This window comes from Streptomyces sp. MK37H, assembly GCF_018035285.1.
GTDB lineage: Bacteria > Actinomycetota > Actinomycetes > Streptomycetales > Streptomycetaceae > Streptomyces > Streptomyces endocoffeicus.
In genome coordinates this window covers 1-13,116 of the sequence record NZ_JAAAYH010000258.1, presented here as the reverse complement: position 1 = coordinate 13,116, position 13,116 = coordinate 1, and the positions used below count along the sequence as shown (strand labels likewise).

The following is a 13,116-nucleotide window of genomic DNA, read 5'->3' as shown; positions in this document are numbered from 1 at the left end:
CACCCCCTGACCCCGGCGCCGTTCGCCGTCAATCGGCGCGGCCCGCCGCCAGGCGTCAGTGGCCGCCCGGAGCGCCCGCCGTGGCGGGCGGGAGGTCGGTCTGGACGCCCGGGTCACCCGCGTCCGCCTTGTAGTCGGCGGAGGACGTCTCGTCCACGCCGTCCGGGGCCTTGACCGCCCGCAGGATCAGCGTCAGCACGACCGTGACCACCACGTTGAGCACGAAGGCGGTGAGGCCGATGTAGCCGATCTCGCCGATACCGGGCACATCGGCGGTGTTGCCGAAGTGCTTCTGGGTGCCGCTCGGGGTGTCGTACGCCTTCCACGTTCCGTAGACCATGCCGACCGCCCAGCCCGCCAGCAGCGCCCAGCGGTGGAACCAGCGGGTGAACAGGCCGCCCACCAGTGCCGGGAAGGTCTGGAGGATCCAGATCCCGCCCAGCAGCTGGAAGTTGATCGCGACGGTCTTGTCCATGCCCAGCACGAAGATCAGCGCACCGACCTTCACCAGCAGCGAGACCAGCTTGGAGACCTTGGTCTCCTCCTCGGCCGTGGCGTTCGGCCGGAGGAAGTCCTTGTAGATGTTGCGGGTGAAGAGGTTGGCCGCGGCGATCGACATGATGGCCGCCGGGACGAGCGCGCCGATGCCGATCGCGGCGAAGGCAACGCCCGTGAACCAGTCGGGGAACATGTCCTCGAAGAGCTGGGGGATGGCCAGCTGGCCGTTCTCGACCGTCACCCCGGCGGCGATGGCCATGAAGCCCAGCAGCGCCAGCAGCCCCAGCATCAGCGAGTACAGCGGCAGGATCGTGGTGTTGCGGCGGATCACCTCGCGGCTGCGGCTGGAGAGCGTCGCCGTGATCGAGTGCGGATACATGAACAGGGCGAGCGCCGAGCCCAGGGCCAGCGTGCCGTACGCCCATTGGCCCTCCGCGGGTGGTGCGAGCCCGCCCGCGCCGGCCTTGGTGAACTTGTCGTTCGCCGCGCTGAAGATGTCGTCGAAGCCACCCAGCTTGATCGGGATGTAGATGATCGCCACCGCGATGACGATGTAGATCAGGGTGTCCTTGACGAACGCGATCAGCGCGGGGGCGCGCAGACCCGAGGAGTAGGTGTACGCCGCGAGCACACCGAAGGCGATCAGCAGCGGCAGGTCCTTGATGAACCAGTTGGTGTTCTCGCCGCCGCCGACGCCCATCACGTCCAGCACCGCCTGGATGCCCACCAGCTGGAGGGCGATGTACGGCATGGTGGCGAGGATGCCGGTGATCGCGACGGCCAGCGACAGCCCCTTGGAGCCGAAGCGGCCGCGGACGAAGTCCGAGGTGGTGACGTACCCGTGCTTGTGGGACACCGACCAGAGCCGGGGCAGGAAGGTGAAGATCAGCGGGTAGACCAGGATGGTGTACGGGACCGCGAAGAACCCGGCCGCGCCGGTCGCGTAGATCGCGGCCGGGACGGCGACGAAGGTGTACGCGGTGTACAGGTCGCCGCCGAGCAGGAACCAGGTGATCCAGGTGCCGAAGCTGCGGCCGCCCAGACCCCACTCGTCGAGGTTGTTGGCGTTCTCGGCGGCGCGCCAGCGCGCGGCCAGGAAGCCCATGACCGTGACGGCCACGAAGAAGAAGATGAAGACGGCGAGCGCGACGCCGTTCACTCCGCCGTTCATGCCGAGTCACCCCCCTTGCGCTCCCGCCGCTCACGGCGGACCAGGACGTAGGCGACCGAGGTCAGCGCGGCCGAGATCGGCACCCAGAGCATCTGGTACCAGTAGAAGAACGGGATCCCGATGAAGGTCGGCTCGACCTTGCCGTACGAACCGACCCAGAGCATCCCGACGAACGGGGCGATCAGGCACAGAGCGGCCACGACGCGCGTGGGCGTCACAACCGGTCTCCTGCCGGGTGAAGCGGACGTGTCTGACATGTGGCGGGCTCCAGTCCCCTCGGCTCATCACCTGCGTCACAGTCGATCACCTGGATCACAGCTGATCATTTGTGTAATGCGCAGGAAATCTAAGCCCGGGGCCCGGCGGTCGTCACTACCCGTCCGTATATCGGTATGAGAAAGATAGCCGGTCAGCCGTATCACGGCCCGGCTCGGACAGCGGCGCTCCTCAGTCGTTCGGCCGCTGCAGCCGCGCCACGAACTTGTAGCGGTCCCCGCGGTAGACCGACCGCACCCACTCCACCGGCTCCCCGGACGCGTCCCGCGAGTGCCGCGAGAGCATCAGCATCGGCAGCCCCACGTCCGTGCCCAGCAGCCCCGCCTCGCGCGGAGTGGCCAGCGAGGTCTCGATGGTCTCCTCGGCCTCGGCCAGCCGGACGTCGTACACCTCGGCCAGCGCCGTGTAGAGCGAGGTGTACTTCACCAGGCTGCGGCGCAGCGCGGGGAAGCGCTTGGCCGACAGATGGGTGGTCTCGATCGCCATCGGCTCACCGCTGGCCAGCCGCAGCCGCTCGATGCGCAGCACCCGTCCGCCGGCGGCGATGTCCAGCAGCCCGGAGAGCCGGTCGTCGGCGGTGACATAGCCGATGTCCAGCAGCTGGGAGGTGGGCTCCAGGCCCTGGGCCTTCATGTCCTCGGTGTACGAGGTGAGTTGCAGCGCCTGGGAGACCTTGGGCTTGGCCACGAAGGTGCCCTTGCCCTGGATCCGCTCCAGACGACCCTCGACGACCAGCTCCTGGAGCGCCTGGCGCACGGTGGTGCGCGAGGTGTCGAACTCCGCGGCCAGGGTGCGCTCCGGTGGAACCGGGGTGCCTGGTGGCAGGGTCTCGGTCATCTCCAGCAAGTGGCGCTTGAGGCGGTAGTACTTCGGGACGCGCGCGGTGCGTGCCCCATTGGAGCCGTTGCCGTCGCTCTCGGCCGTCGTGGTGGCCGCCGCTGCCGCCGTTGCCCCCTCGGTGTCCATCGCGCGCCCTTCCGACTCCTGGTCCGCTGCCGTCACCGGCGTCCACCGCCGTCACCGGTCTCCTGAAGAATCCAGCGCCTCACATCGTGGCACGGTCCCGGCTCCGGGCGGTCCGCCGGTCCGGATGTCGGGAAGTGTCGGTCCGGTAACGGAGCCTCCGGTGACTCTTATACACCCTTGACACCCCAAAAGGTCTAGGCCAAGCTGCGGGCACTGGTCTGGACCATTAAACCCCTGATCCGGCCTTCTGAGGAGAGTGGCGTGAAGCGTGGGCTCATAGCGGCGACGGGTGTCGCGGCAATGCTGGTATCCGTCGCGGCCTGTGGGTCCGACGGCGATGACGACAAGGCCGGAGCGGACGGTTTCAAGGGGCAGACGCTCACCGTCTGGGCGATGGACGGCTCCGCGCCGGACGGCTGGACGAAGGATGTCAAGGCCGCTTTCGAGAAGAAGACGGGCGCCAAGCTGAAGCTGGAGATCCAGCAGTGGAACGGCATTCAGCAGAAGGTGACCACCGCGCTCTCGGAGTCCGACCCGCCGGATGTGCTGGAGATCGGCAACACCCAGACCCCGTCCTACGCGCAGACCGGCGGCCTGGCCGAACTCGGTGATCTGAAGAAGTCGATCGGCGCCGACTGGTCGGAGTCGATCAACAAGTCCGCGGTCTATGACGGCAAGCAGTACGCGGCGCCGTGGTACGCGGCCAACCGGGTCGTCCTCTACAACAAGAAGATCTGGGCCGAGGCCGGGATCAAGGACACCCCCAAGACCCGCACCGAGTTCTTCCGCGACCTCGACACCATCAAGAAGAAGACCGACGCCGAGCCCATCTATCTCCCGGGCCAGAACTGGTACTTCTTCGACGGGCTGACCATCGGCACCGGCGCCGACCTGGTGAAGAAGGACGGCGACAAGTGGGTCTCCAACCTCGCCGACCCCAAGGTCGGCAAGGCCATGGACATCTACAAGCAGTACCAGTCCTTCAGCAAGGCCCCCAAGGACAAGGACGAGGCCACCCCGCAGCAGGGCGAGGTCTTCGCCAAGGGCAAGACCGGCGCCTTCATCGGCATGGGCTGGGAGGCCGGGATCGCCATCAAGGCCAACCCGAAGATCGAGAAGGACATCGGCTACTTCACCATCCCGGGCGAGACCGCGGGCAAGCCGGAGGGTGTCTTCCTCGGCGGCTCCAACCTCGCGGTCGCAGCGGGCAGCGAAAAGCAGGAACTGGCCAAGGAGTTCCTGAAGATCGCGCTCAATGACACCTACGAGGGACAGCTCGCCAAGGAAGGCGGTGTCATCCCCAACAAGGAGTCCCTCCAGGCGCAGCTCAAGGGCAACCCCGCCGGGCAGGCGGCCGCCCCGGCCGCCGCGACCGGCGGCACCACCCCGCTGATCCCCGAATGGGCCGCGGTGGAGAACGCCCCGAACCCCGTCAAGACCTATATGACCGCGGTGCTCACCGGTAAGTCGCCCGCCGAGGCGGCCAAGTCGGTCGAGGGCGAGCTGAACAAGCGTCTCAGCCAGGAGCGTTGAGCCGAATGTCCGTAGCGACCGAACGCCAGGACCCCGGCCCGGCGGCGGCCGGGGTCCGCCGGAGCGGGGAGCCGCCAGGCACCCGCCGCCCGGCCCCGGGCACCCCCGGGCGCGGACGGCTGACCGGCGCCGCCCCGTACCTCCTGCTGCTGCCCGCGCTGGCGGCGACCGTGCTGCTCCTGGGCTGGCCGCTGGTCAAGGACGGCCTGCTGTCGTTCCAGAACCTCAATATGCGGCAGCTGATCCAGCACCTCACCGAGTGGAACGGGGTCGACAACTACCGCGAGACGCTGACCAGCGAGGACTTCTGGCGGGTCACCCTGCGGTCGGTGATCTTCACCGCGGTCAACGTGGTGCTGATCATGCTGCTGGGCACCCTGGTCGGACTGCTGCTGGCCCGCCTCGGCAGCAAGATGCGGCTGCTGCTCTCGGTCGGTCTCGTACTGGCCTGGGCCATGCCGACCATCGCCGCCACCACCGTCTTCCAGTGGCTCTTCGCCACCCGGTTCGGGGTGGTCAACTGGGTGCTGGACGCGCTCGGCCGGCACTCCATGGCGCACTACAACTGGACCGGTGGCCAGTTCTCCACGTTCTTCGTCATCACCGTGCTGATCGTCTGGCAGTCGATCCCCTTCGTGGCGATCAACCTCTACGCCGCGACCACCACCATCCCCGGCGAGCTCTACGAGGCGGCCGCGCTCGACGGCGCCGGCGGCTGGAAGAGCTTCACCTCGGTGACCTTCCCCTTCCTCAAGCCGTTCCTGCTGGCCACGACGTTCCTCGAAGTCATCTGGGTCTTCAAGGCGTTCGCCCAGGTCTTCGCGATCAACGAGGGCGGCCCCGACCGGCTCACCGAAACCCTGCCCGTCTACGCCTTCATCGAGGGCGTCGGCAACCAGCACTACGGCATGGGCGCCGCGATCTCGCTGCTGACCATCGCGGTCCTGCTGGCGCTGACCTCCTACTACCTCCGGATCGTGCTCAGGCAAGAGGAGGACGAGCTGTGAAGCGCTCGCCGCTCGCCCGGCTGTGGCCCAACGCGACCGCCGTCGTGCTCTTTCTCGGCTTCGCGTTCCCCGTCTACTGGATGTTCACCACGGCCCTCAAGCCGACCTCGGACATCATCTCCGAGGACCCGGTGTGGTTCCCGACCGGAGCCACCCTCGAACACTTCCAGAAGGCCATGGACGCGGAGAACTTCTGGACCCTGGTGGGCAACTCCCTCACCGTCACCCTCTCGGCGGTCGGCCTCTCCCTGCTGATCGCGCTGCTCGCGTCGTTCGCCCTCGCCCGGATGCGGTTCAAGGGGCGCCGCGGCTTCCTGGTGACGTTCATGATCGCGCAGATGGCGCCCTGGGAGGTCCTGGTCATCGCCATCTACATGCTGGTGCGCGACGGCGACATGCTGAACAGCCTGCTTCCGCTGACCCTGTTCTACATGGTCATGGTGCTGCCCTTCACCATCCTCACGCTCCGCGCCTACGTGGCCGCGATCCCCAAGGAGCTGGAGGAGTCGGCGATGGTGGACGGCTGCACCCGTCCGCAGGCGTTCATCCGGGTGATCTTCCCGCTGCTCGCCCCCGGCCTGATGGCCACCTCGCTCTTCGGCTTCATCACGGCCTGGAACGAATTCCCGCTCGTGCTCATCCTGAACAAGGACCCGGGCGCCCAGACGCTTCCGCTGTGGCTGTCCAGCTTCCAGACCGCCTTCGGCGACGACTGGGGTGCCACCATGGCGGCAGCGTCGCTGTTCGCCATCCCGATCCTGCTCCTGTTCCTGTTTCTGCAACGCAAGGCGGTCGGTGGGCTCACTTCCGGCGCTGTGAAGGGATGATCCCGGTTTATGACGACCCTCGCACACGACTCGGCCACCCTCACCCGCGACGCCCTCACGGTTCTCCAGCCCGGCTTCACCGGCACCACCGCCCCCGACTGGGTGCTGCGGCGGCTCGGTGAGGGGCTCGCCTCCGTCGGCCTGTTCGGCCGGAACATCGCCACCCCCGAGCAGCTGGGCGCCCTCACCGCCCAGCTGCGCGCCGAGCGTGACGACGTGCTGGTGGCGATCGACGAGGAGGGCGGCGACGTCACCCGGCTGGAGGTGCGCACCGGCTCCTCCTTCCCCGGCAACCTGGCGCTCGGCGCCGTCGACGACCCGGAGCTGACCCGCGCCGTCGCCCGCGAGCTGGGCCGCCGCCTCGCCGAATGCGGCGTCAACCTCAACTGGGCGCCCTCCGCCGACGTCAACTCCAACCCCGACAACCCCGTCATCGGCGTGCGCTCCTTCGGCGCCGAACCGGGGCTCGTGGCGCGGCACACCGCCGCGTACATCGAGGGCCTCCAGGGCGCCGGGGTGGCCGCCTGCACCAAGCACTTCCCCGGCCACGGCGACACCGCCGTCGACTCCCACCACGCCCTGCCGCGCATCGACGCCGGTCTCGACACCCTGACCGCCCGCGAACTGGTGCCCTTCCGCACCGCCGTCGCCGCCGGGACCAAGGCCGTGATGAGCGCGCACATCCTGCTGCCCGCGCTCGACCCCGACCTGCCCGCCACCCTCAGCCCCACCGCACTGCACGGCCTGCTGCGCCGGCCCGTGGCCGACGGCGGACTCGGCTTCGACGGGATGATCGTCACCGACGGCATGGAGATGCGGGCCATCGCCGACGCGTACGGCATCGAGCGCGGCAGCGTCCTGGCGATCGCCGCGGGCGCCGACGCGATCTGCGTGGGCGGCGGACTCGCCGACGAAGGCACCGTGCTGCGGCTGCGCGACGCGCTGGTCACCGCCGTCATCGAGGGGCGGCTGGCGGAGGAGCGGCTGGCCGAGGCGGCGGCGCGGGTGCGCGCCCTGGGGGATTGGACGCGCCGCTCCGGAGGACCGCGCGCGGCGCACGGCATCGAGCCCGCCGCGGGGGTGGGGCTCGCCGCCGCGCGTCGGGCGCTCAGAGTCACCCCGGCCGGGTCTTCGTACGAGCCGGTGACCGGACCCGCCTACGTAGCCGCCTTCACCCCGGTGGCCAACATCGCCGTCGGTGAGGAGACCCCCTGGGGCGTCGGCGCCGAACTGGCCCGGCTACGCCCCGGCACCGGGGCCGCCACCTACGGGCGGCAGGACGCCGACACCCTGGGCGCCCACGGCCTGATCGAAAATATGCTCGACACCGCGGGGGACCGTAGGATCGTCGCTGTGGTCCGCGATGTCCACCGCCACCCCTGGATGGCCGACGCGCTGGACGCCCTGCTCGCCGCCCGGCCGGAGACGGTCGTCGTGGAGATGGGGGTGCCCCAGGCGCCGCCCGCCGGGGCGCTGCACATCGCGACCCACGGCGCCGCCCGGGTGTGTGGACGGGCGGCCGCGGAAGTGATCGTCGGCAACGGCGCCGGTGACCACCCCGGGGACTGACTCCTCAGCCCCCCTCGGCCCAGCCCGGCACAGAGCCACCTGGAGGCACCCAGCATGTCCGCCACGACGACGGCCCAGCGCAGCGACCAGCCGGGCCGGATCATGTCCGGCGAGATGGCCGAGCAGCCCGCCGTGCTGCGCCGCATCCTCGATCAGGGCGCCCCGAGGATCCGCGAGGTCGCGGAGCGGATCGCCGCCCGCAACCCGCGCTTCGTCCTGCTCACCGCCCGGGGCACCTCGGACAACGCGGCGCTGTACGCCAAGTACCTGCTCGAGGTACTGCTCGGCAAGCCGTGCGGGCTGACCTCCATGTCCACCACCACCGCGTACGGCGCGCGGCCGGACCTCACCGACGTCCTGGTGATCACTGTCAGCCAGTCCGGGGGCTCCCCGGACCTGGTGGCCTCCACCGAGGCCGCCCGCGCGGCCGGTGCGATCACCCTCGCGGTGACCAACAACGCCGACTCGCCGCTCGCGGCCGTCTCCGAATTCCACATCGACGTCCTGGCCGGGCCGGAGAAGGCGCTGCCCGCGACCAAGACCTACACCGCCGAACTCCTCGCCCTCTACCTCTTCGTGGAGGGGCTGCGCGGCGGCGACGGCGCGGCCGCCAAGGTGCTGCCCGACCTCGCCCAGCAGATCCTCGACCGCCAGGACGAGGTCCGGCAGCTCGCGGCGCGCTACCGCTTCGCCGAGCGGATGGTGCTCACCTCCCGGGGCTACGGCTACCCGACCGCCAAGGAAGCCGCCCTGAAGCTGATGGAGACCAGCTACATCCCGGCGCTCTCCTACTCCGGGGCCGATCTGCTGCACGGCCCGCTGGCCATGGTCGACAACATCTCGCCGGTGATCGCGATCGTCACCGAGGGCAAGGGCGGCCAGGCGCTGCAGCCGGTCCTGGAGCGGCTACGCGGCCGGGGCGCGGACCTCGTGGTCATCGGCGGCGCGTCGGAGGTGGAGCGGGCCTCGGCGGGATTCGCCCTGCCGACGGACGGCGTCGCCGAGGAGGTCCAGCCGATCCTGGAGATCCTGCCGCTGCAGATGCTGGCGTACGAGGTGACGATCGCGCGCGGGCAGGACCCGGACGCACCGCGGGCGCTGGCGAAGGTGACGGAGACCCGCTGAGGCTTGCGGCGGGGGCCGCTGGGACACCGTGGGTCCCCGCCGCACATCACTGAGGCACACGGAAAAGGCTCCCGCGGCCTTCGAGAGGCGCGGGAGCCCATGTGTGCCACCCGCGGCCGCGGATGTGTGACACCCGCGGGCCGCGGCGCCAGGGCGGGACCCTCAACCCGCCCGGCACCGCAGCCCGGAGTTGCGTCGGCCGAGCGGCCGACCTGAGGACTCCCGGGCGGTCAGGGCAGAGCGCTCCGAGTTCCTCGATCCGCCCTCCTGTGCGGGGAGAGCGGAAGATCGCAGTGCTCGATATTCTGGACTAGACCACTGCTGCCTGTCCATGCTTATGCGCGAATAGGCTAATCCACCGGTGAGGGTAGGCTCACACTGTGCCCTCCATGAACGACCTCGTCCGCCAGCACACCGCACTCGACGATTCCGATCTCGAGTGGCTCCACCTGCTGGTCTCGGAGTGGCAGCTGCTCTCCGACCTCTCGTTCGCCGATCTTGTGCTGTGGGTCCCCACCAGCGACGGCACCCGGTATGTCTCCGTGGCCCAGATGCGGCCGAACACCGGGCCCACCTCCTACCAGGACGACATGGTCGGCCATCTCGTACCCCGCGGCCGCCGTCCCATGCTGGACGCCGCCCTGGACGAGGGCCGGATCGTCCGGGAGGGCGACCCCGAGTGGCGCGAGGAGGTGCCGGTGCGGGTGGAGTCCATCCCGGTCCGGCGGGAGAGCCGGGTCCTCGGCGTGATCGCGCGGAACACCAATCTGCTGACCGTACGGACCCCCAGCCGGCTTGAGCTCACCTACCTCCAGAGCGCGTCCGACCTCGCCCAGATGATCGCCGCGGGATCGTTTCCGTTCCCCAATCAGCAGGTCGACATGGACGCCTCACCGCGCGCGGGCGACGGGCTGATCCGGCTCGACGCGGACGGGGTGGTCCAGTACGCGAGCCCCAACGCGCTCTCCGCCTACCACCGGCTGGGTCTCGCCGCCGACCTCGTCGGCCACCACCTGGGCAGGACCACCGCCGAACTCGCCCCGGTGCGTGGCCCGGTGGACGAGGCGCTGGTCAAACTGGCCAGCGGCTGGGCGCCCCGGGAGTTCGAGGTCGAGGGCGGCGACGGAGTCATCCAGCTGCGGGCCATTCCGCTCAAGCCCAAGGGGCTGCACATCGGCTCACTGGTGCTGCTGCGGGACGTCACCGAACTGCGCCGCCGCGAGCGCGAGTTGATCACCAAGGACGCCACCATCCGGGAGATCCACCACCGGGTGAAGAACAACCTCCAGACGGTGGCGGCCCTGTTGCGGCTCCAGGCCCGCCGCATGGACTCGGCGCAGGGGCGGGAGGCGCTCAACGAGGCGGTGCGCAGGGTCGGCTCGATCGCCATCGTCCATGAGACCCTCTCGCAGAACCTCGATGAGCGGGTCGAGTTCGACGACATAGCCGACCGGGTGCTGGCGATGGTGGCCGAGATATCGCCCGGCAAGGTGACCGGCCGCCGCACCGGGCGGTTCGGCATCCTGGACGCCGAGGTGGCCACCCCGCTGTCCATGGTCCTCACCGAGGTGCTGCAGAACGCGCTGGAGCACGGCTTCGGACCGGGGGAGCAGGGCACGGTCGAGGTCTCGGCGGTGCGCGGGGGCAGCGGTGAGGAGAGCCGGCTGGCGGTGATCGTCCAGGACGACGGGCGCGGGCTGCCCGAGGGGTTCGACCCCCAGCGGGCCGGAAACCTCGGGCTTCAGATCGTCCGCACCCTGGTGGAGGGGGAACTGGGCGGGACGTTCGACATGGTGCCCGCCCCGGAGCGCGGCACCCGGGTGATGCTGGACTTCCCGGTGGGTGCGGAGAAGCACTGATGCGCTGAGCGCATCGGTGTCCGCATCGTTATCAGTAGCGTTATCGGGATTGTTATGAGCCCGGAAAGCACTGAGCCCCGGACCCATCCGGTCCGGGGCTCAAAGCTCATGATGCTGTGCGCATGGGGGTTACTACGCGCTGCGGCTCGGGGGCCACGGGGTGCCGGGCTTCAGGCGCTGGCGTTGCGTGCCCGGTTGCGAGCGGCACGGCGCTTCATGGCGCGGCGCTCGTCTTCGCTCATTCCACCCCAGACGCCGGAGTCCTGGCCGGACTCAAGCGCCCACTGCAGGCACTGCTCCATGACGGGGCAGCGGCGGCAGACGGCCTTGGCTTCCTCGATCTGCAGCAGCGCAGGACCGGTGTTGCCGATGGGGAAGAACAGCTCGGGGTCTTCCTCGCGGCAAACGGCGTTGTGACGCCAGTCCATGGCTGCTCCATCTCCTCGTATTGCGGGCTCGTTGCTTGTGAATGTGAACGCTTTCACGAATCCCCCCGCAAGGGCAGGGCCGCCACACCAGTTGGGGCTGGTGCGGTCCTGTGGGATGAGGAGGGGGTTCGGGCTCTCAAGGGGGCCTTTCAGAAGGCCGTCCCGATCGCCAAGAAGAGACTCGCAAACCTCGGCGACGGATACAACCCCTTCCGGAAAGTTTTTTTTGATTCCTTGGTGTCGGCTCGGTCACAGCCGTACTTCCGGTGGGTGGAGTACAGGGTAAACGTTCGACTGGAAGGACTTTTTGCGGTCTCACTCACACAATCACACGCAGTGCACGGCGTACGCCTGTGAACGTCACGCTCGTACGCAGTCCCAGATGGTCACCGTCCATCTGGAACGGCAGTGGCGCCTGGGATTGCAAGGTGAAGTCCGTCAGATCGTGAAGCGCTACCACATGCTTGCCGCGGGGCCCGCGCTCGGGTGTCGACATCAGCAGCTGGGTCGCGTAGCGGGTCACCGCCGGCGCCGACAGCTTGGCGAGTCCCAGCACGTCGAGGGCGGTGTCGAAGGACGCCTGGGGCGCCGCGTAGACCGGGCGGTTGCCCAGAAAGGTCCACGGGGAGGTGTTGCAGACTATCGACAGCGCCAGCTCCTCGATCGGGTCCTCGCCCGGCCGCCCGATGGTGATGGTGCCCTGCCGCCGGTGCGGCTCCCCCATGAACTGCCGCACCATCTGCCGTATGTAGAGGGCGTGGGTGGACCGCTTGCCGCGCTCGCGCTGCTGCTCGACCCGGCCGATGACGCTCGCGTCGAAGCCGAGCCCGGCGCAGAAGGTGAACCAGCGGGCCGGGACCGACTCGTCCCGGGTGCCGGGAGTGCCGCCCGCGAGTCCGAGGCCCACGGTGCGCTCGGTGCCGTCTCTCAACGCGTCCAGCAGGGCGCCGGTCGCCTCGACGGCGTCATTGGGCAGCCCGAGCGCTCGGGCGAAGACATTGGTGGAGCCGCCGGGCACGACCGCGAGCCGGGGCAACTCCTGCGGGGCGGGGCCATGGTGCAGCAGTCCGTTGACCACCTCGTTGACGGTGCCGTCGCCGCCGAACGCCACGACCAGTTCATGAGTGCCGCCGTCGACCGCCCGCCGGGCCAGGTCGCGGGCGTGCCCCCGGTACTCCGTGGTCGCCACGTCCAGCTTCAGATCGCTGGCGAGCGCGTGGAACAGAACATCCCGGGTGCGGGCACTGGTGGTGGTTGCTGCCGGGTTGACCACGAGGAGTGCGCGCATGCGCGCCAGCCTACCCATCCGGGGCGACCGGCCCCAGGGGGGTAGGGCCCGGGCGCCTCGAGGACGGCTAGGCTGCTGGCGTGAGCAGTAAGAAGTCCGCTACCGCGAAGAAGGCGCAGAAGGCCACGGCGCAGAAGGCCGCGGCGCGGCCGGACGCCGGGGCCGCCAAGGCGGCCGACGCCGCCGGTGCCGCCGACGCCGCGCCCACCGGGCCCCGCCCCGCCCGGCTGACGGCCGCCGCGGTGCTGGCCGCCGCGGAGGGCGTGGTGCTGCTGGGCTTCGGCGTCTACGTACTGATCATGGGGCTGACCGGGAATCCGGAGAGCCCCCAGCAGGCGGAGATGCTCGGGGTCACCGTGCTGGCGCTGGCCCTGCTGCCGCTGCTGGCGGCGCGTGGGCTGTGGCTGCGGCGCCGCTGGAGCCGCGGCCCCGCGATGATCACCCAGCTGATGGCGCTGCCGGTGGCCTGGACGCTGGTGCAGAACGGCGGCGGGCTGATCGCCGCCGGAGTGGCCACCGCCGTCGCGGCCCTCGCCGTCCTGGCGCTGCTGATCAACCCGACGGCGACC

12 protein-coding genes are annotated in these 13,116 nt (G+C 69.8%); 7 read left to right on the top strand and 5 right to left on the bottom strand.

The annotated features are described in order from the left end of the window. Positions 1-55: 55 nt before the first annotated feature. The 3 genes from mctP to GWI24_RS29295 all read right to left on the bottom strand — a co-directional run bounded on the left by mctP (position 56) and on the right by GWI24_RS29295 (position 2,911). On the bottom strand, positions 56-1,669 hold the full coding sequence (gene mctP / locus GWI24_RS29305; protein WP_210948899.1) for a monocarboxylate uptake permease MctP: 1,614 nt from the start codon (positions 1,667-1,669) through the stop codon (positions 56-58). Continuing rightward, on the bottom strand, positions 1,666-1,926 hold the full coding sequence (locus GWI24_RS29300; RefSeq protein ID WP_210948898.1) for a DUF3311 domain-containing protein: 261 nt from the start codon (positions 1,924-1,926) through the stop codon (positions 1,666-1,668). The genes mctP and GWI24_RS29300 overlap by 4 nt, the downstream gene beginning before the upstream one ends. A gap of 190 nt (positions 1,927-2,116) precedes the next feature. After that, the gene (locus GWI24_RS29295) at positions 2,117-2,911 is read right to left on the bottom strand and encodes a GntR family transcriptional regulator (RefSeq protein ID WP_044570136.1); all 795 of its coding nucleotides are present in this window, start codon (positions 2,909-2,911) and stop codon (positions 2,117-2,119) included. A 261-nt stretch (positions 2,912-3,172) separates the two neighbouring features. Here GWI24_RS29295 and GWI24_RS29290 point away from each other — a divergent pair, with 261 nt between their 5' ends. From GWI24_RS29290 to GWI24_RS29265, 6 genes are all read left to right on the top strand, one after another. Further along, positions 3,173-4,444, top strand: coding sequence for an extracellular solute-binding protein (locus tag GWI24_RS29290; RefSeq protein ID WP_210948897.1), 1,272 nt, complete (start codon positions 3,173-3,175; stop codon positions 4,442-4,444). A gap of 5 nt (positions 4,445-4,449) precedes the next feature. After that, positions 4,450-5,451: a carbohydrate ABC transporter permease gene (locus GWI24_RS29285; RefSeq protein WP_210948896.1), complete on the top strand. Its 1,002-nt coding sequence runs from the start codon at positions 4,450-4,452 to the stop codon at positions 5,449-5,451. Beyond that, the gene (locus tag GWI24_RS29280) at positions 5,448-6,278 is read left to right on the top strand and encodes a carbohydrate ABC transporter permease (RefSeq protein ID WP_210948895.1); all 831 of its coding nucleotides are present in this window, start codon (positions 5,448-5,450) and stop codon (positions 6,276-6,278) included. Before GWI24_RS29285 ends, GWI24_RS29280 begins: the two co-directional genes overlap by 4 nt. Positions 6,279-6,287: 9 nt before the next feature. Then, the gene (locus GWI24_RS29275) at positions 6,288-7,847 is read left to right on the top strand and encodes a glycoside hydrolase family 3 protein (protein ID WP_210948894.1); all 1,560 of its coding nucleotides are present in this window, start codon (positions 6,288-6,290) and stop codon (positions 7,845-7,847) included. A 54-nt stretch (positions 7,848-7,901) separates the two neighbouring features. After that, positions 7,902-8,972, top strand: coding sequence for an SIS domain-containing protein (locus tag GWI24_RS29270; RefSeq protein ID WP_210948893.1), 1,071 nt, complete (start codon positions 7,902-7,904; stop codon positions 8,970-8,972). A 389-nt stretch (positions 8,973-9,361) separates the two neighbouring features. Next, positions 9,362-10,831: a sensor histidine kinase gene (locus tag GWI24_RS29265; RefSeq protein WP_210948892.1), complete on the top strand. Its 1,470-nt coding sequence runs from the start codon at positions 9,362-9,364 to the stop codon at positions 10,829-10,831. A 170-nt stretch (positions 10,832-11,001) separates the two neighbouring features. On the opposite strand, the gene GWI24_RS29260 is transcribed toward GWI24_RS29265, so the two are convergent. Further along, positions 11,002-11,259 carry a WhiB family transcriptional regulator gene (locus GWI24_RS29260; RefSeq protein ID WP_014054815.1) on the bottom strand — a complete coding sequence of 86 codons (258 nt, stop codon included), beginning with the start codon at positions 11,257-11,259 and terminating at the stop codon, positions 11,002-11,004. Between the two features lie 319 nt (positions 11,260-11,578). Continuing rightward, the gene (locus tag GWI24_RS29255) at positions 11,579-12,547 is read right to left on the bottom strand and encodes a diacylglycerol kinase family protein (protein WP_086879181.1); all 969 of its coding nucleotides are present in this window, start codon (positions 12,545-12,547) and stop codon (positions 11,579-11,581) included. Positions 12,548-12,627: 80 nt separating this feature from the next. On the opposite strand from GWI24_RS29255, the gene GWI24_RS29250 reads away from it, so the two are divergent. Next, positions 12,628-13,116, top strand: a 489-nt coding sequence (locus GWI24_RS29250) for a hypothetical protein (RefSeq protein WP_210948891.1), incomplete at its 3' end; no start/stop codon positions are given.